Source organism: Bradyrhizobium sp. USDA 241, from assembly GCF_049739505.1.
Lineage (GTDB): Bacteria > Pseudomonadota > Alphaproteobacteria > Rhizobiales > Xanthobacteraceae > Bradyrhizobium > Bradyrhizobium liaoningense.
The window spans coordinates 187,820-208,154 of record NZ_JBMGPZ010000002.1; the positions used below are offsets into that span (position 1 = coordinate 187,820).

Annotated in this window: 20 protein-coding genes and 1 pseudogene; 10 read left to right on the forward strand and 11 right to left on the reverse strand. The window is 64.8% G+C overall.

Annotated features, from left to right (window positions below):
• Positions 1-17 precede the first annotated feature (17 nt).
• Both ABIF91_RS01835 and ABIF91_RS01840 read right to left on the reverse strand, forming a co-directional pair.
• Positions 18-398: pseudogene (locus ABIF91_RS01835) on the reverse strand (hypothetical protein); the annotation flags it as partial.
• Between the two features lie 16 nt (positions 399-414).
• The gene (locus ABIF91_RS01840) at positions 415-603 is read right to left on the reverse strand and encodes a hypothetical protein (RefSeq protein WP_028181941.1); all 189 of its coding nucleotides are present in this window, start codon (positions 601-603) and stop codon (positions 415-417) included.
• 255 nt (positions 604-858) lie between these two features.
• On the opposite strand from ABIF91_RS01840, the gene ABIF91_RS01845 reads away from it, so the two are divergent.
• Positions 859-1,806 carry a DUF2336 domain-containing protein gene (locus ABIF91_RS01845; RefSeq protein WP_028181940.1) on the forward strand — a complete coding sequence of 316 codons (948 nt, stop codon included), beginning with the start codon at positions 859-861 and terminating at the stop codon, positions 1,804-1,806.
• 147 nt (positions 1,807-1,953) lie between these two features.
• Here ABIF91_RS01845 and ABIF91_RS01850 read toward each other — a convergent pair whose 3' ends face one another.
• The 4 genes from ABIF91_RS01850 to ABIF91_RS01865 form a co-directional block, all read right to left on the reverse strand.
• On the reverse strand, positions 1,954-2,298 hold the full coding sequence (locus tag ABIF91_RS01850; RefSeq protein WP_028181939.1) for a DUF1491 family protein: 345 nt from the start codon (positions 2,296-2,298) through the stop codon (positions 1,954-1,956).
• A gap of 53 nt (positions 2,299-2,351) precedes the next feature.
• Positions 2,352-2,564, reverse strand: a complete 213-nt coding sequence (locus tag ABIF91_RS01855) for a hypothetical protein (RefSeq protein ID WP_028181938.1) — start codon at positions 2,562-2,564, stop codon at positions 2,352-2,354.
• A 156-nt stretch (positions 2,565-2,720) separates the two neighbouring features.
• Complete coding sequence (locus ABIF91_RS01860) at positions 2,721-3,422, reverse strand: peptidoglycan-binding domain-containing protein (RefSeq protein ID WP_028181937.1); 702 nt, start codon at positions 3,420-3,422, stop codon at positions 2,721-2,723.
• The gene (locus ABIF91_RS01865; RefSeq protein ID WP_035671172.1) at positions 3,415-5,283 is read right to left on the reverse strand and encodes a PAS domain-containing sensor histidine kinase; all 1,869 of its coding nucleotides are present in this window, start codon (positions 5,281-5,283) and stop codon (positions 3,415-3,417) included. The genes ABIF91_RS01860 and ABIF91_RS01865 overlap by 8 nt, the downstream gene beginning before the upstream one ends.
• A 410-nt stretch (positions 5,284-5,693) precedes the next feature.
• On the opposite strand from ABIF91_RS01865, the gene ABIF91_RS01870 reads away from it, so the two are divergent.
• Positions 5,694-6,134, forward strand: coding sequence for a DUF5330 domain-containing protein (locus ABIF91_RS01870; RefSeq protein ID WP_028181935.1), 441 nt, complete (start codon positions 5,694-5,696; stop codon positions 6,132-6,134).
• Positions 6,135-6,201: 67 nt separating this feature from the next.
• Entirely contained in the window at positions 6,202-6,630 is a 429-nt protein-coding gene (locus tag ABIF91_RS01875) for a SufE family protein (protein WP_028181934.1), read from the forward strand.
• Positions 6,631-6,633: 3 nt separating this feature from the next.
• Here ABIF91_RS01875 and ABIF91_RS01880 read toward each other — a convergent pair whose 3' ends face one another.
• A complete protein-coding gene (locus ABIF91_RS01880) occupies positions 6,634-7,050 on the reverse strand; it encodes a MucR family transcriptional regulator (protein WP_424578725.1) in 417 nt (138 codons plus the stop codon).
• 148 nt (positions 7,051-7,198) lie between these two features.
• Positions 7,199-8,038, reverse strand: coding sequence for a hypothetical protein (locus ABIF91_RS01885; RefSeq protein WP_028182273.1), 840 nt, complete (start codon positions 8,036-8,038; stop codon positions 7,199-7,201).
• Positions 8,039-8,350: 312 nt separating this feature from the next.
• Between ABIF91_RS01885 and ABIF91_RS01890 the strand changes: the two genes are divergently transcribed.
• The 3 genes from ABIF91_RS01890 (at position 8,351) to ABIF91_RS01900 (ending at position 12,959) form a co-directional block, all read left to right on the forward strand.
• The gene (locus ABIF91_RS01890; protein ID WP_028182274.1) at positions 8,351-10,000 is read left to right on the forward strand and encodes an ArnT family glycosyltransferase; all 1,650 of its coding nucleotides are present in this window, start codon (positions 8,351-8,353) and stop codon (positions 9,998-10,000) included.
• A 625-nt stretch (positions 10,001-10,625) separates the two neighbouring features.
• Positions 10,626-11,969 (forward strand): IS1380-like element ISBdi2 family transposase, encoded by a 1,344-nt coding sequence (locus ABIF91_RS01895; protein ID WP_208086440.1) that lies wholly within the window; start codon positions 10,626-10,628, stop codon positions 11,967-11,969.
• Positions 11,970-12,179: 210 nt separating this feature from the next.
• Entirely contained in the window at positions 12,180-12,959 is a 780-nt protein-coding gene (locus ABIF91_RS01900; RefSeq protein WP_035671190.1) for a class II aldolase/adducin family protein, read from the forward strand.
• A 198-nt stretch (positions 12,960-13,157) separates the two neighbouring features.
• Here ABIF91_RS01900 and ABIF91_RS01905 read toward each other — a convergent pair whose 3' ends face one another.
• The 3 genes from ABIF91_RS01905 to ABIF91_RS01915 all read right to left on the reverse strand — a co-directional run bounded on the left by ABIF91_RS01905 (position 13,158) and on the right by ABIF91_RS01915 (position 17,692).
• Positions 13,158-14,552, reverse strand: coding sequence for a M20/M25/M40 family metallo-hydrolase (locus tag ABIF91_RS01905; protein WP_028176681.1), 1,395 nt, complete (start codon positions 14,550-14,552; stop codon positions 13,158-13,160).
• Between the two features lie 24 nt (positions 14,553-14,576).
• Positions 14,577-15,905, reverse strand: coding sequence for a glycosyltransferase family 87 protein (locus ABIF91_RS01910; protein ID WP_028176682.1), 1,329 nt, complete (start codon positions 15,903-15,905; stop codon positions 14,577-14,579).
• 158 nt (positions 15,906-16,063) lie between these two features.
• Entirely contained in the window at positions 16,064-17,692 is a 1,629-nt protein-coding gene (locus tag ABIF91_RS01915; RefSeq protein ID WP_028176683.1) for a helicase HerA-like domain-containing protein, read from the reverse strand.
• 345 nt (positions 17,693-18,037) lie between these two features.
• On the opposite strand from ABIF91_RS01915, the gene ABIF91_RS01920 reads away from it, so the two are divergent.
• From ABIF91_RS01920 to folB, 4 genes are all read left to right on the forward strand, one after another.
• Entirely contained in the window at positions 18,038-18,403 is a 366-nt protein-coding gene (locus tag ABIF91_RS01920; protein WP_028176684.1) for a hypothetical protein, read from the forward strand.
• 25 nt (positions 18,404-18,428) lie between these two features.
• On the forward strand, positions 18,429-18,836 hold the full coding sequence (locus tag ABIF91_RS01925; protein WP_028176685.1) for a DUF4332 domain-containing protein: 408 nt from the start codon (positions 18,429-18,431) through the stop codon (positions 18,834-18,836).
• A gap of 273 nt (positions 18,837-19,109) precedes the next feature.
• Positions 19,110-19,970 (forward strand): dihydropteroate synthase, encoded by an 861-nt coding sequence (gene folP / locus ABIF91_RS01930; RefSeq protein WP_028176686.1) that lies wholly within the window; start codon positions 19,110-19,112, stop codon positions 19,968-19,970.
• Positions 19,967-20,335: a dihydroneopterin aldolase gene (folB, locus tag ABIF91_RS01935; protein ID WP_028176687.1), complete on the forward strand. Its 369-nt coding sequence runs from the start codon at positions 19,967-19,969 to the stop codon at positions 20,333-20,335. Before folP ends, folB begins: the two co-directional genes overlap by 4 nt.

Here is a 20,335-nt window from a genome sequence, read left to right on the forward strand (position 1 = left end):
ACAACCGGGGCCAGCTCTGAATGCGAGCGGTGCGGCTCGTCGATCAGCGTGCGTCCGTACATGGTGCGGTCGAACACGACCTTCTGCCGCCAGGGCGAGGGCAGCGCCTTGTAGTCGCCGAACACGCTCTTCCAGGCCGGCCGCGACAGCGGCGGCTCGATCATGGGATAGGCGAGGTCGCGAAGCTGGCGCTCCTCGTCGGTGAGCTGGAATTGCGAGGGCTTCAGGCCGACGCTGGAGGTGACCTCCGCGCCCAGCCAGCGATGCATGTCGTCGCTGCGCATGTCGGCGCGGGTGCGGCCGAAATCGCCGCCGCTGCAGGCGCACAGCCCCGCGCCAAGCAGGGCGAGCACGACGGCCGAGAGGACGGGCCGGATCTGTCGGATGGATTCCGGCATTGCGTGAAGCCGGATGTCAGCGGCGGCGACGACGGCGCCCCGGCGCTGCGCCCTGCTCCGGCCCGCGATCGCCGCTGGTTTCGTCCGCCTCACGCACGATCCGGATCACGGGAAGGATCACGACCGTTCCCATGTCCGCGCGCGGAGCGACATCCCCCGACGAGCCCACCCGGCGACCGGCCGGAAATTCGATGATGGTCCCCATGTCAGCTCTCTCAATTGCCGTGCGACCGAACGCGCCTCTGCAACGTGGCGATCATTAAGATCAGTTCATGGTTAACGGGATGTAAACGCGCGCCCTTGGACCGTAACCGCACGGGCGCGCCGCGCCGTCCCGTTGCGGTACGACAACGCCTTGAATTGCAGGGTCGGCTTCACGCCTCATTTTCCTTAACGAGGCTTTAAAAGAACCTGCGCTAGGCTCGCTCGCAAGTATCTTTTCCGAGTTGCGTACGCCTCCATGACCAAGTCGCTGTTTCCCGGATTCGACGGGCTGATGAACCTGTCCCGTCGCGAAGGTGTCGACGTCCGTCCGACGCTGCTGCGCGTGCTGACCGACCTGTATGTCCAGACCGGCACCCACAGCGAGGACGAGCAGCGGCAGTTCGTCGAGCTCGCCACGCGGCTGATCGACCAGGTCGACGATGCGACGCGCGCGGCCGTCAAGGCGCGGCTCGCGGTCTATCCGCACACGCCCGTCCCGGTCCTGCAGAAGCTCGGGCTGGTCGCGACGCAGGAAGGCCGCAGGGTTCCATTACCTCCCTCTCGGGCGCGCGCGCCGGCCGAGCCCGAGCAGCGCATGACCGCCGACATGGCGATGCAGCCGAAGGAGGCGGCCGAGATCCACGACATGTTCTTCCGCGCCGGCGCCTCCGAGCGCGCGCTGATCCTGCACAATCTGGCACAGACCCCTCTGAAGGCCGCGCCCCGCATCCCGACCGTGCGGGCCAAGCGCGCGATCCAGATCCTGGAAATGGCAGCGATCGCGGGCGACGTCGAGAACTTCACCTTCGAACTCGGCGACAGCCTGATCCTGCCCTCGCGCGTCGCAGCCCAGATCGTCGACGATACCAGCGGCGAGGCGCTCGCGGTCGCCGCGCGCGCACTCGACATGCCGAGCCCCGTCTTCCAGCGCATCCTGCTGTTCTTCAAGCCGGAGATCGGGACGTCCGTGAACGCCGTGTACCGGCTGTCGCGGCTCTACGACCGCCTCGCCGAGCGCTCGGCGCTGGTGATGCTGGCGGCCTGGCGCGGCTCGACGCTCGCCGTCACGCGCGCAAAGTACCAGGCAGCGCTGCATGACGGCGAACGCCAGCGCGCGCGTGCGGGCGCGGGCCAGGCGCGGCCGGGCGCGCAGCCCGGCTCCAGCCCGACGGTGCGCAAGGGCACGGGTTCGTCGGACCGGTAAAGCCGGCCATGAGGCAGCGACATTGGATGTGGGGTGCGCAACGCCTCCACAAGCTCGTCATTGCGAGCGCAGCGAAGCAATCCTCCGTAGAAAGATTCTGGATTGCTTCGTCGCTTTGCTTCTCGCAATGACGGCGGGGCGCGATAGTTACATCTTCGCCAATTCCAGAAAATGCCGTCCGGCTCGGTCTTCGGTCTCGACGATCCAGGCGTCGGAATCGAAGCGGATCTCCTTGGTCAGCCGCTCCTCGACCGTGTGCTCCGGCAGAGGCTGCGGCGAAACGGGCACGAAGAAGCGATCGATCGGCCGGCCGTCGTCATAGACGGTCTGCGGCGCCGGCGCGTACAGCATCGCATTGCCGTCGAGCAGCGACACCTTGACGAACACCGCGCCCGCCTCCTCGGCGCCGCGGCGTCGCACGGCGCCGAACACGCCCTCGGTCTGGCAGCGACGCAAGTAAGCCGCCACCCAAATATTGGATTTCAAACGCATGAATTCGACGATAGGCCAGCGCGAGGTCTCACGCCAGCCTCACTTCGTCCGTCTCACGCCTTGCGCGTGCTCTCCTGGCCGCCGCGAATCTGGGTCGCGACGAAATATGACAGCGGCATCGCCAGCGCGAATCCAACGGCCACGGCGTAGGGAATGTTCTTGATGGCATCCGCCGCAAGGCTCGGCACCATCAGCACCACGATCAGGCTGACTCCAGCCAACGTGGTTCCCAGCATGATCCAGACCAGAATCGAAACCTTGAACATGACGACCTCGCTCTTCCCTGATGAGGATGAGCGATCATGTTCCCCGAAGCCGCCGGCCGTCATTGATCCTCAGCAAATTCCTCGCCCGCGGCCGCCGAGCTGATGTGCGGACGCGCGATATGCGGAATTGATCGGCGTCAATGACAGGCGGTACGGCTACTCGACGGGATGGCCGATCGCAGCGCCGAGCTCGCGCAGCAGCCGATCGGACACCTGCCCGGTGACGGGCATCTTGTGCTCGCGCTCGAACTTCTGGATCGCGGACTGGGTTTCGCTGCCCATCGTGCCCGTGATCTTCAGATTGCCGTAGCCATATTCGGACAGCGCGCGCTGCACGCCGGCGATACGCCGCGCGGCCGGGCTTTGCACCGGAATCGGCGCCGGCGGACGCAGGGCCGAGGACGGCGGCGAGGTCGTCGCCTTGACCAGATTCGTCATCGGATCGTTCGCGCGCGTCGAGGCGGTCGCCTCGACGGGCTTTTCGGGCGCCTTCTCGACGGCACGCTCGGCAGGTTTGGGTTCGACGCGGAACTCTGTCGCACGCGGCTCGAGCGGCGAGCTATCGGCGCCGACGGGGCGCGGACGCGGCAACGGGTTCGCCAGCGGCACGGACGACGGCGCGGGAAGATTGATCACCGTGCCGAACATCGGCGCGGGATGCCGGCCGGTCTGGAGGAACAGCGCATTGGCAACGATCGCACTGATCGCGGCGGCGGCGACGAGGCCGGCCAGCGTATCCTTGGGGCTGTGCAGCAGCACGCGCAGCACGAGGTTGCGCTCCGTCTCGACATCGACGACCGCGGCCTTGGCACCACGGCGGCGCGGAGCGGCTTCGTCCTTGGCAGACTTCCTAGGCACTTTTCTTCACCAGAGCGGGTTGGTCCTGAGACTGGTCGTGAGTTTGGTCGTGAAGGTCCTGGCGCAGCACCGGCGTCAGCGTCGCGATCTTGCCCTCGGCCGGCCTGACTTGCGGCGGCGTGTAGACGAGCGGCAGCTTGACGGTGACGGCGGTGCCCTCTCCCAACCTGCTTTGTACCGTCAATTCGCCGAGATGCAACGCCACGAGACTCTTGACGATCGAAAGTCCGAGGCCGGTGCCTTCGTGACGGCGCTGATAGGTCCTGCCGGCCTGGAAGAACGGCGCGCCGATGCGCTTGAGGTCGTCGGGCGCGATGCCGACGCCGGTGTCGCTGACGCGCAGCGTCAGCTGCGAACCCGACACCGCGGCTGATACGCAGACCTGGCCGCCGCGCTCGGTGAACTTGATGGCATTGGCGACGAGGTTGAGCACGATCTGCTTGAAGGCCCTGGGATCGCCGGTCATGACGGGCAGGTCCTGCGGCGCGTCGGTGATCAGGTCGATGCCGTTCTCCCGCGCCTTCAGCGCCAGCAGATTGCAGCAATGGAGCAGCGAGGCGCGCGGAGCGAACGGCTCGGACGCAATCTCGAAATTGCCCGACTCCATCTTCGACATGTCCAGGATGCCGTTGACGACCGACAGCAGATGCTGGCCGGAATCGTTGATGAGCTGGGCGTATTCCTTGCGCTGGGCCGCCCCCAGCATCAGGCTCTGCTCCTGCGCGATCATCTCGGAGAAGCCGATGATGGCGTTGAGCGGCGTGCGCAGCTCGTGGCTCATGGTGGCGAGGAAGCGGGTCTTGGCGGCATCGGCCGCCTCGGCGGCGCTACGCGCCTGATCCAGCGCCTGCTCGAAAAGCTTGCGGTCGGTGACGTCGCGCATCACCGCGACGACTTCGGCTTCGCGGGTCGAGTCACGATCGGTATCCTGGCGGCCGAGATCCAGGTCGAGCGGGCGGCAGCGCATCTCGACCCAGATGAAATCGACCTCACCGCGCTCGGAACCAACGGGCTCCCGCCGCAGCCGGAACTCGACGCTTGCGACGTCGCCGCGCGCCGCATCCGACAGAGCGGTGAGATAGGCCGGCCGATCGGCGACATGGACGCGGTCGAACAGGCCGTGGCCGAGCAGTTGCGCCACTTGCACGCCGAGCATGGCCTCCACCGCCGGCGAGATGAACTGCACGGCCCCATTGCGCTGATGCCGCGAAATCACGTCACTCATGTTGCGCGCGAGCAGGCGGTAACGCTCCTCCTCGCGCGACAAGAGCGCGACACTGGTGCGCGCCAGCGATTCCGCGCCGAAGGCGAGCCCTGCGGCATAGAGGGTCGCAGACGCGATGCCGAAGGCCATCAGCACGCCGCGCTCCGCCGCGCTCGGCTCCTCCACCGGCAGCCAACCGAGCTGGCTGATCAGGATCAGCATCCCGGCACAGGACAGCGCGAGCAGCGAGGCAAAGGCCGCGACGCGGCGCGAGGCCGACAGCGCAGCTTCGAGTGGAACCACGATCAGCCAGACCGCGGCGAATGATTGGATGCCGCCCGTCGTGACCGCGACCGCCATGATCAGGCCGGCGAGCGCCAGCGACGACAGCACATGTGCGCCTTCGTAGCGTCCGGTGCGCGACAGGAACCAGGCCAGCATGATGGGCGCGATCAGCCAGGCAAAGGCCGCGACCTCGACCGCGCTCGGCGCACCGCGCATGGCGAGATAAACCGGGAATGCGGCGAAGGCGGCCAGGCTGCCGAGCAGCCGCGGCGCCATGAAGGCACGATGGCGCGCTCGCATCAGCGCATCGTAACGCGCGGAGGGATGCAGCAGCGCATCGAGACAATCGCGGATGATACTCAAAACTGTCACGGGTCTCGCGCTTCGGCTCAATCGTCTCTTGGAAGACGCGCCGGAACGCCTCCTTGTCGTTGAGCCACCGTGTCAGAGCGACCTTAAACGAGTGCTAAGGCGACGCCGCGTGCGGCCGGACACCGCGCGATCGCGAAGCTTTTTAGACGATTTGGCGACGTCTTCGGTCGGGATGGTGAACACAGGGTTTCACCTTCCTCCGCATGGTTTCGAATTGGTGGATGCGGGCAACCGGCGGAATCACGAGCGCGGGCGTCAATCGAAAATTTACGACACCGTCGGCTTCGAAGAATCCTGCGCAAATTTTCCGCGAATTAAGCTCAAGGCAATCACTTGCGATTTATCGAGGGTTGCTAGGTCCGATTTCCGCGGAGATCACCGCGGGCGGAATCTAACGGACAGGTCGCAAGATGCGCTTTCTGCTTCGCATCACATTCTGGCTCGGGCTGGTGCTGGTGCTCCTGCCGCGGGACAAGACGCCCGAATCGGAGAAGCTGCCGCAGATCGGCGCTGCCGACGCGGTGCAGGCTGCGACTGCGGCCGTCTCCGACATGACCCATTTCTGCAAGCGCCAGCCGGCCGCCTGCGAGGTCGGCGGACAGGCCGCGACCATCATCGGCCAGCGGGCCCAGGACGGCGCCAAGAAGCTCTACCAGATCATCAACGACAAGAAAGAGCAGATCACCAACGAGAAGGCCAAGAACGAGAAGACCGACAAGAAGGCGCCCGACCATACCGGCTCGATCGCGATGGCCGGCGAAGGCGACAGCGCCGCGAGCGAGGCGCCGCGCGACACCCTGACCCAGGACGACCTTGCGCTCGAATGGCGCGGACCTCAGATCTCGAATTAGCGGCCAAACCCTATCGATTTCACGGCTTCGCGACCCTATATTGGGCTGAACGCGAACATGGGCCAGCATGACGACGATCGACGAAATCAGGGACAATTTCGAGCTTCTGGACGACTGGGACGACCGCTACCGGTATGTCATCGAGCTCGGCCGCACCCTGGAACCGATGCCGGAGGCGGAACACTCCGCCGCCAACAAGGTACAGGGGTGCGTCAGCCAGGTCTGGCTCCAGAAGCTGGTCGACCGCGGCAATGGCGAACCAATCCTGAGATATCGCGGCGACAGCGACGCGCATATCGTGCGCGGCCTCGTCGCGATCGTGCTTGCGCTCTATTCGAGCCGCACGCCGCAGCAGATCCTCGCTACCGACGCGATCGCCGTGTTCAACGAGTTCGGCTTCCGCGATCATCTGACGCCGCAGCGCTCCAATGGCCTGCGCTCGATGGTCGAGCGCATCAAGACCGACGCAAAAGAGGCGCTCGCGGAAGCGTCGTAGGAATCACTTCCGCTTTCGCTGCTGCTGTCCGAGGCCCATCTGCTTGGCAAGCTGCGAGCGCGCCACCGCATAGTTCGGGGCGACCATGGGATAGTCGGCCGGCAAGCCCCACTTCTCGCGGTACTGCTCCGGCGTCATGTTGTACTGCGTGCGCAAATGGCGCTTCAGCGACTTGAAACGCTTGCTGTCTTCCAGACAGACCAGATAATCGGGCGCGATCGACTTCTTCAGCGACACGGCCGGCTTGGCGGGCTCGAGCGGCGCCGCCTCGGTGCGGCCCGACGACACCCGCACCAGAGCGCCATGCACCTGGCTGATCAGGTTCGGAATCTCAGCCGCCGGCGTCGGATTGTTGCTGAGATAGGCCGACACGATGCTTGCCGTCAGCTCGATGAAATTCCTGCCCCCCGCGTCCGACATCGGCCGCCCTCCCTCCACCTTGCGTCGCACGGGATTGTGACGACGTCAGAGTATTCCATGTCAACAATACGTTCGGCTGAAACAAGATAACGGACGATGATGTGCTGATTACTGGTGAATGGCGCTGCTTTACTTATGCGCGGCAGCCTCAACCGCGCTGGTCGAGATGGGCGCGGAGTTCGTCGATCGAGGCAAAGCGCATCATGCCTTCCGGCATCTGCGCCTCGATCGAGCCGTCGGAATAGAGCGAATAGGCCATGCCGTCGACGACGCCGGATTTGAGCACGGTCACGGGTGACGGCTCGACGGGTGGCGGCGGCTCGGGTGCAGGCGGTGGGGCGGCCTCCGCAAAGGTCGAGGGGGAGCGCGGCGGCGGACGGCGCGGGGGAGGAGCCGGCGGCTCCTGCGGGCGCATACGATCCGGCTTCGGCCAGGCAACGTCAAAGCTCGCGGGCGGATGGTCCGGCGCCTCACCGGGCTCGTCCGCATGCGGCTGCGACGCCGCGCCTTCGGTGGCCTTCTCCGCGCGCTCGCGCTCCTTGCGCGAGGTCGAGGTGAACAGCAGGTTGCGCCGGCGCGGCGCTTCCGGGGCGGGTGGCGGCGCAGCAGCTTCGGCCTCCTGCGGTCCCTCGACCCGCGGACGGTCACGCGCGGCAGCTTCGCTCTGCCACGGCCGCGGGCCTGTGGACGGTGGTGGCGGCGGCGCCGGGTCGGGCGTCACCGTGCCTGATACGGCGAGACCCGGCAGCACGGGTCTGACCCGAACATCGGACGGCGCGATCGCGGCGGCCAGCCGGCGAGCGATGCCCTTGAGCTCGAGCAGCACGAGATACAGGCCGACCAGTAACATTCCGGAGCAGACGCCGATGGCGCCGGAGATTATGAGAGTTCCTCCGAGGCTGAATTCCCTGATCGTCAGGCCGAAAATGATCGCAAGGAGACCCGCCAGGAAGGCGCAAATCCCCACGATCAACAATGCCAAGCTCATCGAACTCACCCCCGGCCGCGCATCCACACGCGACAACCGCTACGCCACGATACCGTCATACGATGTTCCACGCCAACGGCCAATTGCAGGCGGTGTTCCTAAAGGGAAGGAAATCAGGGACTTATTCACATTCCCTTCAGCTCCGGCTCGGTACTCCTCAGGGTCCTCCGAAGAACGGGAATTGCTGCGTCGCATCAGGATTTTAGCCATAATGCCCAATTACTTGGTAATGGAACTGCGCTATAGGGAGTCCGGGGAGCAGGCCCGCGCGCACCGGCAGGGCCAAGAGGGGATCCCGGGGCACCGACCGCTATGACATCCATCACGACTTCGGTGATCGACACGCCCCTGCGGCGCTCGGTCGAGCGGACTTGCGACGATCTCGCCATGCTGGTGCTGGCTGCGGTCGCCGTCATCGCAGGCTTGACGTTCCGCGATTACGGGCTCGGTTGGGACGACTACACCCACGCCGAATACGCCGACCTGCTGCTGCGCATGTTCGGTTCCGGCTTCAAGGACACCGCGGCGCTCTCCTTCGCCAATCTCTACATGTATGGCGGCGGCTTCGACATGGTCGCGGCCCTCCTGCACAAGGTCATCCCGCTCGAACTGTTCGAGACGCGCCGCCTGGTCGGCGCCATCGTCGGCGTGATCGGCCTTGCGGTGACGTGGCGGCTCGGCCGCCGCATCGGCGGACCTCTTGCGGGTCTCGCCTCGCTCCTGCTGCTCGCGCTCTGCCCGATCTTCTACGGCCACATGTTCATGAACCCGAAGGATGCGCCCTTCGCGGTGGCCATGATCATCCTGATGCTCGGCCTCGTCCGTCTCGCCGAGGAATATCCGCGGCCGTCGCCGCGCACGGTCCTCATCGTCGGCCTGGGTGCCGGTCTTTCGCTGGGCTGCCGCATTCTCGGCGGGCTCGCACTCGTCTACGCCGTGCTCGGCTTCATACCGTTGCTCCTGGAGGAATTGCGCAACGAAGGTTTGCGCGAGTCGGTCCGCCGCTTTGCCCATGTCGTCTATGTGCTGCTGCCCGGCCTCGTGCTCGGCTATCTCGTGATGGGCCTGATCTGGCCGTGGTCGATCATGGAGCCCGGCAATCCCTTCGACGCGCTGACCTACTTCTCGCACTTCTTCGAGAAGCCGTGGAAGGAGATGTTCGACGGCGCGATCGTGTCGGTGCCCGACATGCCCTGGTCCTATCTGCCGACGCTGTTCGCGCTGCAGCTGCCGGAGGTGATGCTGGTGCTGACCGCCGGCGCCGTGTTCAGCACCTTCGCCATGCTGCCGCGACGCGGGGTTCCGGCGCGCCGCAAGACCATCCTCTTGATGCTGACGCTGGCTGCGACCCTGCCGCTCGTGATCGCGATGGTGAAGCGCCCGGCGCTGTACAACGGCATCCGTCATTTCGTCTTCGTGATCCCGCCGATGGCGGTGCTCGGCGGCGTCGCGTTCGCCTGGGCCGTGGAGCGCCTACGCGCCAATCACCGCACTTGGCAGCCGGTCGTGGTCGCCACCTTCTGCTTCGGCCTCGCGCTGTCGCTCGCCGAGATGATCCGGCTGCACCCCTATCAATACACGCATTTCAACCACATCGCGGGGACCGTTCGCGGCGCCGACGACCGCTTCATGCTGGACTATTGGGGCCTCGCCCTGAAGCAGGCCTCCGACGAATTGCGCGAGCAGCTCGTCGAGCGCCAGGAAGTGCCGCCCAGCAACCGCAAATGGAAGGTCGCGGTCTGCGGTCCGCAACGCCCGGCCCAGGTCGCGCTCGGGCCCGACTTTACCATCGGCTGGGATTCCAACGCGGCCGACTTCGCCATGACGCTCGGCGAGTTCTACTGCAAGGGCCTCACCGCGCCCGTCATGGTCGAGATCAAGCGAGACGACGTGGTGTTCGCCCGCGTCTACGACATCCGCGGTCGCGGCATTTCCAGCCTGCTGTCGATCCCGGCGCCGTAAATTCTTTCCCCGGTCTCTGGGCTGCACAAGAAAAACGCAGTCGCGGCCTGGATGAGCGCCACACATCCGGGACCTTCGGGGCAGCCCCCGCATATCCCTTGCGCTCATGCGGGCTACGCTGAACTGCCGCGCTTTTGGCCGTCTTGCTGCCAGCCCGCAGCAAGACTAGCCCGTCTTATTCGCGAGAGGGCGCCTGAGAGGCTGGCGAGCGTGGTGTAAAGCGCTGATGCGGCGTAGGATTCGGTTGCGAAGCCACCCCATCACCTTCAACCGCGAACGCCACGCCCGCCATGACCGATGATACGATTTCAGACCACTATCGAGAAGCAAGAATTCAACACAAATAAAACCTCTGCCTCGCGCTCGATCTCTTCATGCTTGATAGTCTCGTTTCGGAGGCTGAGCACCTACCGCGTCTAATAGGCCGCTCGCGCCGGTTTCTTTGGACGCGGCACGACCGCGACTCCACGTTTCGGCACAGAAATGATCGGGAGTCACTCAATCTTTCTTCAACTTAACCCGTCTTATTCGTAAGAGTGCGCCTGAGGGGTAAAGCGCTGATGCGGCGTAGGATTCGGTTGCGAAGCCAACCCCATCACCTCCAACCGCGAACGCCACGCCCGCCATGACCGACGATACGATTCCGCCCTTCTCGTTTCCAGCCGTTCACGCCAAGAAAGTCACAGCTGCCTTCGATGGTGGGCGCCTAACCTCGAACGGGGGCGTGATGCTTCTGGCGATGGCCGAGCGGCGTCTCGGTTTGGCCAACAATCTGGCCCGGGTGTTCCCGGATCGGCGCGATCCGACGCGGGTCGTGCACAGCCTGGTCGATATGTTCCGCGCTCGCATGTTCGCGATCTGCTGCGGCTACGAGGACGCCGACGACCTCGATCATCTGAGGTCCGATCCGGCATTCAAGCTGGCCTGCGGTCGCCTACCGGACACGGGCCGGGATTTGTGTTCCCAGCCGACGCTGTCGCGGCTGGAGAATGCTCCGCGCCTGCGCGACGTGATCCGGCTGACCTACACTTTGGTCGACGCATGGATGGATAGCTACCCGCGCGAGCCGGCATCCGTCACGCTCGACATCGATGATACCTGCGACGTCGTCCACGGCCATCAGCAGCTCTCGCTGTTCAACGCTCATTATGACGAACGCTGCTTCCTGCCGATCCACGTCTACGACACGGAGAAGAGCCGGCCCGTGGCCGTCGTGCTGCGGCCCGGCAAGACGCCGGGCGGCGTCGAGGTGCGTGCCCATCTGCGCCGCCTGGTACGGCATATCCGGACGCGATGGCACAACACGCAAATTACGTTCCGTGGCGACGGGCACTATGCCCGGCCGGAGGCAATGGCGTGGTGCGAGACCAACGGCATCGACTACATCTTCGGTCTGTCCGGCACCAAGCCTCTCGCCAGAAAAGTCGACGAGGTCGCCGACGACATCCGCACGCGACGCGCCATCGAGAACCTGCCGGTTCTGCGTGGCTATACCGAGACGCGCCACAAGGCAAAGTCCTGGGATCGCGAACGGCGCACTGTCGCCCGTATTGAGGCGACGATGCTCGGCCTCGACATCCGCTTCGTCGTCACCAGCCTCGATGTCGGCTCGGCCGAGTGGATCTACGACAGCCTGTATTGCGCGCGCGGCCAAGCCGAGAATCTGATCAAGCTGCATAAGACGCAGCTCGCCTCCGATCGCACCAGCTGCCGTTCGGCGCTCGCCAACCAGGTCCGTCTCGTGCTCCATACGGCCGCTTATTGGCTGATGCTGACCGTGCGCGACGCCATTCCCAAAGCCCGGGAATTGGCCGCTGCCGAGTTCGCGACGCTGCGTCTTCGGCTCTTGAAAATCGCCGCCCGTGTCGTCGAGACCACGAGCCGCATTCGCCTTGCGTTTGCCGCGGCATGTCCCGAAGCCGACCTGATCTGCGGCTTGCCCGGCGCGCTGCTGCCGCTCGGTCCTTGACCGGCGGGGCGTCCGCCCCCGTTCGCCCAACCCATCCCTCAAGCGCGTTGCAAAGTACCGGTCGTCAGGCGGCGAAAAGCCGAAGGCAATCCTGTGCGCCTCGTCAGACAAGATGTGCGGCCGCATCAATCGGGCCCAAAAGCCGCACTCTCACGAATAGGACGGGCTAGGTTTCCGCCCCGCAACAACGATGTTTCGGAGAGACCAGCCATGTCGCCAGCGGAAGCGCGCCTCAGGGAAGTGCCGTCGAACATGACGGAGGCGGAGTGGCAGCAACGGGTCAATCTCGCCGCCTGCTATCGCCTCGTCGCGTTGTACGGCTGGGACGATCTGGTCGACACCCACATCTCCGCGCGCGTGCCCGGTCCCGACCATCACTTCCTCATCAATCCCTACGGATTGATGTTCGAGGAAATCACGGCCTCGAGCCTCGTCAAGGTCGACCTGCACGGCAACCAGCTCTCCGAGAGCGAATACAGCATCAACCCGGCCGGCTTCACCATCCATTCGGCGATCCACGAGGTGCGCGAGGACGCGATCTGCGTGCTGCATCTCCACACGCTCGACGGCACCGCGGTGTCGAGCAGCGCCGAAGGCCTGCTGCCGCTGAACCAGACTGCCCAGCTCGTCACCCACGACCTCGCCTATCACGACTACGAAGGCATTGCGCTCGACCACGACGAGCGGCCGCGGCTGCAGAAGGATCTCGGCGACCACAACCACATGCTCCTGCGCAACCACGGCACGCTCACGGTCGGCCGCTCGGTCGCCTCCGCCTTCGAGCGCATGTATCACCTCGAGCGCGCCTGCTCGATGCAGGTGCGTACGCGCGCGCTGGGCACGCCGGTCTACCCGGTCGACGATATCGCGATCGACAAGAACACCGAGCTGCTGTCGAACCGCGACCGCGCCGAGCTGCGCGCGACCAACCTCGTGTGGCCGCCCTTGCTGCGCAAGCTCGACCGCGTCAATCCCGGCTACAGGTCTTGAGATATTTTGGATCTGGTGTAGAGTAACGCCCAACGAACCTCTACGCCTTTTGGAATGAAACGCCGCCCAATCCCGGGCGGCGTTTTTATTTCAGGGCTTCGTAGGGTGGATTAGCGAAGCGTAATCCACCATGTTTCAGCGAATGCGGAACGAAGTTGGTGGTGACGCCTTCGGCTAATCCACCCTACCGCACCCTGCCTACTTCACCTCCGCCAGCGCGGCGAGGATCCTTGCCCAGGAGCGGATGCCCTTCTGGAAGCTCCGCAGGTCGTATTTCTCGTTCGGCGAGTGGATATTGTCGTCGTCGAGGCCAAAGCCCACCAGCAGCGAGTCGAGGCCCAACGTGCGCTTGAAGTCGGCAACGATCGGGATCGAGGCGCCCGAGCCCATCAGCACGGTCTCCTTGCCCCACTCCTCGGCCAGCGCCTTGCTGGCGGCGCCGAGCGGCTTCATGGTCCAGTCGAGCGCGACCGCAGGCGCGGCGGAATGGTCGCCGAACTCGACCTTGCAGTCGCCGGGAATGCGCGCCGATACGTAGTCGCGGAAGGCCTTGCGGATTCTCGCAGGATCCTGGCCCTGCACGAGGCGGAACGACACCTTGGCCGAAGCATGTGACGGGATCACGGTCTTGGAGCCTTCGCCGATATAGCCGCCCCATATGCCGTTGACGTCGCAGGTCGGACGCGTCGAGGCCTGCTCGACCAGCAGCCTGCCCTTCTCGCCAGCCGGGAGCGACAGCCCGACCGGCTTGAGGAAGGTCTCGGGCGTGAACTCGAGCTTCTTCCACTGCTCCAGGATGTCAGGCGGCGTCTCCTTCACGCCATCATAGAAGCCGGGGATGGTGATGCGGTTGTCGTCGTCGAACAGGCCGCCCAGAATTTTCGTGAGCACCCGGATCGGGTTCATCGCGGTGCCGCCGAACACGCCGGAATGCAAATCGCGATTGGCTGCGGTGATCTTCAGCTCTTCATAAAGCAGGCCGCGCAGCGAGGTCGTGATCGCCGGCGTGTTGCTGTCCCACATGCCGGTGTCGCAGACCAGCACGTAGTCTGCCTTGAACTCGTGCTTGTTGGCCTCGATGAAGGGCACGAAATTCTTCGAGCCGACCTCCTCCTCGCCTTCGATCAGGAAGGTGACGTCGACCGGCAGCGAGCCCGTCACCTTCTTCCAGGCGCGGCAGGCCTCGACGAAGGTCATCACCTGCCCCTTGTCGTCCTCGGCGCCTCGCGCCACGATGATCTTGCGGCCGTCGGCATGATCCGCGACAACGGGCTCGAACGGCGGACGGTGCCAGAGATCGAGCGGATCGACCGGCTGCACGTCGTAATGGCCGTAGAACAGCACGTGCGGCCGCCCGCCCGCTCCGGTTTTGCCGACGACGGCGGGATGGCCCGCGGTCGGCCTCACCTCGGTCGCGACACCGAAGCTGGCGATGTCCTTGGCGAGATGCTCGGCCGCAGCCTTGCAATCATCCGCGAAGGCCGGGTCGGCCGAGATCGACTTGATCCGCAACAACGAGAACAGGCGCTCCAGGCTGTTGTCGAAATCCTTGTCGATGTGGTCGAGCACGGATTGAAGCTGCGTGTTGGACATTGTCTTGTTCCTGATTGCGGGGTCTCAAGGTGTCTGCGCTTTTAACGCCGGCGCGGCCTCGGGACCAGCCGCAACTGGCGGATGCCGGATGTGCCAGGCGAGGCACCCTGCGAGGACGGCCGTCGCAGCGAGGTTGTTGCCACAGGCCTGGATGACCTTGGGAAACCACGGCAGCGACAGCAGCATGAGGATGCCGGCGGCGGCCAAGGCGAGCCAGGTTCCCAGCCGCACATGCGCCCGCGCGTCGAAGGCGGCGCGATGCATCAGCACCGTCATCGGGAAGAACAGCCACATGAAGTAGTATTGCCGCGCCAGCGGCGAGGCCACCGTCATCAGGCAAAACAGGATGCCGAGCTCCTCGGCGTCCGAGCGCTCGGTCCGCTGCGCCTCCCGCGGCATGATCGCGACGAAGCCGAGCCCGAGCAGTGCCGACAGCGCCAGCACGATCCAGTTCGCCGTCCCGTAATCGACGTCGATGACGTTCATCGTCCGCGGCGGCTTGTTGCGATCGTCCTGATTGTAGTTGATCGGACGGACCAGGCGATGCGTGACGGCAATGAGGGACTGGTTGACCCACGACCAGTTTTGCTCCGCGCGCTGGCCAAAGCCCTTTTCCGAGCTCGTCCCGACCATGCCCTGATACCAGACCGCAAGCTCGGCCGCGTTGCGCTCGAAACCGCGGATCGGCGCCGGCACGACATAGAGCAGGATGCCGGTGAAGGCGATCGTGCTGACGAGGGCGGTCCACTTCCGCCGCCAGAGCAGATAGGGCAGAACAGCGATCGGAAACACCTTGATGGCGGCGGCGAGCGCGAACAAGAAGCCGGCGAGCCACGCCCGCTGATGCCGCAGACTCCAGAAGCCATAGAGCACCATCGCGAGCAGGACGAGATTCGGCTGGCCCAGATCGAACATGTCGAACACGAAGGCCACGGTGACCAGGACCGGCAGCGCTTCCAGCCAGCGGCCAGGCTTGCGGTGCGAGCCGGCCATGACTTGGGAGAGCGTCCCGGTGTACCACCACGCCAGAGCATTCAAGATCGACAAGACGACATAGAGCGGGATTTTGCCGAACCAGGTCGGGATCGCCAGCAGGATCGCGGGGAGCGGTGGATAGATGAAGTCGAAATAGTCGCGGGCCGTGGCAGGATAGAGCGGCCCATCCTGCAAGACCTGCTGTCCGGCCCAGTACCAGAGCACGTAATCCTTGGTCTTGCCGTGGCCGAAGATCTCGGGGACGAGCACGTCAGCCGTCAGGAGGACGCAGCAGAACAAAAAGAGCAGATCCAGCGGCGCACGCAGCGACAAACGTCTCGGCGCATCAGGCTTGGCTAAGGGGGCGGGCGGGGTCACGGTGCGGGGCAGTCCGGTGCGGCGACAAAACAGGACGTAGCAGACCCGCGGGGGCTTGGAGAGCCCCCTCACCTGAATGTGTGCGACGTTCGGCCCCTCGATCCAGGGACAGGTCGATGAGCTCGGCGGACGAATTGCCTTCCCGTCGGGCGTTCTGCCTACCGCCGCAGCAATCCACCGAGCGCGCCGCGGACCAGCGTGCGGCCGATCGAGCCGCCGAGCTGGCCGCCGACCGACTTGCCGATATTGGCGGCCATCCCGCCGATCACCTGATTGGTGACCGATCGCGTCACGTCCCGCGCAATGACCTGGCCGGTCGACAGACGGCCTCGCTTGACGTTGGTGCCGAAGATGGTGCCGACGATCGAGCCGATCTGGCCCAGGATGCCGCCGCCTGCGCCGGCTCCACCATTTTGTGCGTCCGCATGCGCAGCCGTGCCGGCCACGCGCTTCTGCAGCATCTCACTGGCGGACTCTCGATCCACCGCGGTATCGTATTTGCCCTTCACCGGGCTCCTGCTCATGATCGCCTTGCGCTCCTCGGGCGTGATCGGCCCGATCCGCGCCGTCGGCGGCCGGATCATCACCCGCTCCACCATCGAAGGCGTGCCGTTGCCCTCGAGGAAGGACACCAGCGCCTCGCCCTTGCCGAGCTCCGTGATCACCTTGGCAGTGTCGAGCTTCGGGTTGGGCCGGAAGGTCTGCGCCGCAGCGGCGACCGCCTTCTGGTCGCGCGGCGTGAAGGCGCGCAGCGCATGCTGCACGCGACCGCCCAACTGGGCCAACACCTTGTCTGGCACGTCGATCGGATTCTGCGTGACGAAATAGACGCCGACGCCCTTGGAACGGATCAGACGAACCACCTGCTCGATCTTGTCCATCAGTGCCTTCGGCGCATCGTTGAACAGCAGATGCGCCTCGTCGAAAAAGAACACCAGTTTTGGCTTCGGCAGATCGCCGGCTTCAGGCAGTTCCTCAAACAACTCCGACAGCAACCACAACAGGAAGGTAGCGTAGAGCCTGGGGCTCTCCATCAGCTTGTCGGCAACCAGAATGTTGACGATGCCGCGACCGTCGCTATCGGTCTTCATGAAATCCTTCAGCTCCAGTGCCGGCTCACCGAAGAATTTCGTTCCGCCCTGGTTTTCCAGCACCAGGAGCTGGCGTTGAATGGTTCCAACCGTCGCCTTGCTGACATTGCCGAAGCTCTGCGCGGCCTTGCGGATCTCGGCAAATGGATCTTCCTCGGCATCCGCTGCCTTCTTGCCGCTGGCGGGAACGATCGCATCCAACAGCGACCGCAGATCCTTCATATCCAACAATGGCAGAAGACTCTCGTCCGCAACACGGAAGGCGACGTTGAGCACACCTTCCTGCACGTCGTTGAGGTCGAGCATGCGCGCGAGCAGGAGCGGCCCCATTTCCGTGACGGTCGCGCGCACGGGGTGGCCCTGCTCGCCGAACACGTCCCAGAACACCGTCGAGAACTGATCGGGCTGGAATGTCAGCCCCATTTCGGTGGCGCGCTTGAGAATGAAGTCCTTGGCCTCTCCCAGCTCGGAGATGCCGGAGAGGTCTCCCTTGATGTCCGCCGCAAAGACCGGCACACCGGCGCGCGCAAATCCTTCCGCCATCACTTGAAGCGACACGGTCTTGCCGGTTCCGGTTGCACCCGTGACGAGGCCGTGGCGATTGGCGAGCGCCAGCGTCAGCCATGCCTGCTCGTTTCCCTTGCCGACGAAAATCTTGTCGTCGGTATCGCCGAGCTTGCTGTCCTGTGCGGTCATTATTCTCTCTGATCTCTCTGCCGAGTTTCGCGTATTGAAACTCAAATGCGCCAGTTCCGTAGTTTAACGCATGTCGCACGCCGATTAAAACCGTTCAACGCGCCCCGAGCATGCGACATTGTCGGACACGAATGGGCAACATCAGCCGAAAGTAGGAACGGGGTATTCGCAGCGCGGCATTTTTTTGCCGATTCGATCTCGGCTCTTGCACGGCTGCAACACTTTTCGCGCGTTCGAGGATGAATCGCGACCGCGCGTGCGTTCATCGCTTGAATTTCACATCACACCGGCTCAAGATCAATTTTCGAAAGCAATACTCCGGCGTGCAACCGGCTGAGGGGCCTTATGGACGAGCTGATCGGACGGCTGGCGGCAAACGCCAGCATAGATGGTGCTGTCGCTGAAAAAACCGTCGGCATTATCCTGGGCTTCCTCCGCAGCGAGGGTCCTTCCGAGAGCGTGCAGGCCCTGATCGACCAGATCCCAGGAGCGGAAGCCGCGATCGAGGCGTCCAGGAGCGGCGGCGGCCTGTCGCGGCTGATGGGTGGCGGCTTGATGGCGGTCGGCACGCGCCTGATGGGCATGGGACTTAGCATGTCCGATATTCAAAAGGTCGCCCGTGAACTTTTCCGCTACGGGCGAGACAAAATCGGAGCGGATCAGATGGGCAAGATCATCGCTGGGACTCCGGGCCTCGGCCAATTCGCCTGAAGCCACGCATTTCACACCGAGTGTCATGACATATCCAATCTCCGAGATTGAGGGCCTGTCGACCTTTGCAGCCAACAAGTTGAAGGCGCAAGGAATCCGCACCACCGACGCGCTGCTCGAGGCGGCCTCGACCGTGAAGGGCCGCAAGGCGCTTTCCGCCAAGACGGGCATCAGCGAGCAGTCGCTGCTGGAATGGGCCAACGTCTCCGACTACATGCGCATTCCCGGCATGGGCAAGGCCAAGGTCGGCCTGGTCCGCGCCGCCGGCGTCACCACCGTGCGCGAGCTCGCCTATCGAAATCCGGCGAGGCTCGCCCAGAGCATGCGCGAAGCCAACGAGAAGAAGAAGCTCGTCCGCATCCTGCCTTCCGAGAAGTCGGTCGGCGACATCATCGCCAAGGCCAAGAAGCTGCCGCCGAAGATCACGTATTAGGGCGGTCCCCGCGAACGGATTCTCGCGCGGCGTTCTCGGTGTCGTCCCGGCGAACGCCGGGACCCATACCGCGGAATCTATCGATCGTAGACGGTGGAAGTACCGGACTACGAGTCTTCGCCAAACTTTTCCCTGGGGTTATGGGTCCCGGCGTTCGCCGGGACGACAGCTGGGGTGATGCGCGAGGGTGCCACAATATCGACGCCGCCCGCAGACACCGACACCGCCCATCCCGTCTTGACTCCCCCTGCCCGACCGCGCAAAGCGGGCCGCATGAACGCCTCGCTCTCCCCTTCCGTCCCGCCGGCCGGCTCGGCCGGGCCTGATGCGCTGCGGACGCTGCTGGAGCGGCCGCTTCCCGCGGTGATGGGCGTGCTCAACATCACCCCGGATTCCTTCTCCGACGGCGGCGCGTTCATCGCGCCCGCGCGGGCGCTGGAACGGGCTCGGGCGATGATCGCCGATGGCGTCGACATCATCGATATCGGCGCCGAGTCCACCCGGCCCTACAAGGGCGCCCGGCCGGTCACCGCGCAAGACGAATTGGCACGACTTAAGCCGGTGCTGGCCGACGTGGTAGCGCTCGGCGTGCCCGTCTCGATCGACAGCATGAAGGCACAAGTGGTGGCCTTCGCGCTCGACCAGGGCGCGACGATCGCCAACGACGTCTGGGGCCTGCAACGCGATACCGACATGGCGCCGCTGATCGCCGCAAGAGGCGTTCCCGTCGTCGTCATGCACAACCGCGACAGCGTCGATCCCGCGATCGATATCATTGCGGACATGAAGACATTCTTTCGGCACTCGCTCGATATCGCCGCGCGGGCCGGCATCGTGCGCGACAAGATCGTGCTCGATCCCGGCATCGGCTTCGGCAAGACGCCCGAGCAGAGCATGACCGCTCTGGCGCGGCTGCGCGAACTGGACGTGTTCGGCTTGCCGATCCTGGTCGGCGCCTCGCGCAAGCGCTTCATCGCCTCGGTGTCGCCGTCGGAACCATCGGAGCGGCTCGCCGGCTCGATCGCGGCGCATCTGATCGCCGCACAGCGCGGCGCGAAGATCATCCGGACCCATGATGTCGGCGAAACCCTGCAGGCCCTGCGGGTGGCGCATGCAATCGAGAGCAAGCAATGACCGATACGATCTTCGTCACCGGCCTGTCGATCCATGCCCGCCACGGCGTGATGGATCACGAAACCGAAGTCGGCCAGCGTTTCGTCATCGATCTCGAACTCTATACCGACCTGTCCGAGCCGTCGCGCAGCGACCGGCTCGCGGACACGGTGTCCTACGCCGATGTCGTGGCGACGACGACGGCGGCGTTCAAGAACACCAATTACAAGCTGCTGGAGCGCGCGGCCGGCGCGGTGGCCGACGCCATCTTGTCGAACTTCCCGCGCGTCCGCGCCGTGAAGATCACGGTGCACAAGCCGCATGCGCCGATCGCCGCGATCTTCGACGATGTCGGCATCATGCTGACACGCTCGCGGCATCCCTGA

Bases quoted from the DNA above. Each gene is read 5' to 3' on its own strand.
- ABIF91_RS01840 (WP_028181941.1), bottom strand. From the start codon at position 603: ATGGGGACCATCATCGAATTTCCGGCCGGTCGCCGGGTGGGCTCGTCG.
- ABIF91_RS01845 (WP_028181940.1), top strand. From the start codon at position 859: ATGACCAAGTCGCTGTTTCCCGGATTCGACGGGCTGATGAACCTGTCC.
- ABIF91_RS01850 (WP_028181939.1), bottom strand. From the start codon at position 2,298: ATGCGTTTGAAATCCAATATTTGGGTGGCGGCTTACTTGCGTCGCTGC.
- ABIF91_RS01855 (WP_028181938.1), bottom strand. From the start codon at position 2,564: ATGTTCAAGGTTTCGATTCTGGTCTGGATCATGCTGGGAACCACGTTG.
- ABIF91_RS01870 (WP_028181935.1), top strand. From the start codon at position 5,694: ATGCGCTTTCTGCTTCGCATCACATTCTGGCTCGGGCTGGTGCTGGTG.
- ABIF91_RS01875 (WP_028181934.1), top strand. From the start codon at position 6,202: ATGACGACGATCGACGAAATCAGGGACAATTTCGAGCTTCTGGACGAC.
- ABIF91_RS01880 (WP_424578725.1), bottom strand. From the start codon at position 7,050: ATGTCGGACGCGGGGGGCAGGAATTTCATCGAGCTGACGGCAAGCATC.
- ABIF91_RS01885 (WP_028182273.1), bottom strand. From the start codon at position 8,038: ATGAGCTTGGCATTGTTGATCGTGGGGATTTGCGCCTTCCTGGCGGGT.
- ABIF91_RS01890 (WP_028182274.1), top strand. From the start codon at position 8,351: ATGACATCCATCACGACTTCGGTGATCGACACGCCCCTGCGGCGCTCG.
- ABIF91_RS01895 (WP_208086440.1), top strand. From the start codon at position 10,626: ATGACCGACGATACGATTCCGCCCTTCTCGTTTCCAGCCGTTCACGCC.
- ABIF91_RS01900 (WP_035671190.1), top strand. From the start codon at position 12,180: ATGTCGCCAGCGGAAGCGCGCCTCAGGGAAGTGCCGTCGAACATGACG.
- ABIF91_RS01905 (WP_028176681.1), bottom strand. From the start codon at position 14,552: ATGTCCAACACGCAGCTTCAATCCGTGCTCGACCACATCGACAAGGAT.
- ABIF91_RS01915 (WP_028176683.1), bottom strand. From the start codon at position 17,692: ATGACCGCACAGGACAGCAAGCTCGGCGATACCGACGACAAGATTTTC.
- ABIF91_RS01920 (WP_028176684.1), top strand. From the start codon at position 18,038: ATGGACGAGCTGATCGGACGGCTGGCGGCAAACGCCAGCATAGATGGT.
- ABIF91_RS01925 (WP_028176685.1), top strand. From the start codon at position 18,429: ATGACATATCCAATCTCCGAGATTGAGGGCCTGTCGACCTTTGCAGCC.
- folP (WP_028176686.1), top strand. From the start codon at position 19,110: ATGAACGCCTCGCTCTCCCCTTCCGTCCCGCCGGCCGGCTCGGCCGGG.
- folB (WP_028176687.1), top strand. From the start codon at position 19,967: ATGACCGATACGATCTTCGTCACCGGCCTGTCGATCCATGCCCGCCAC.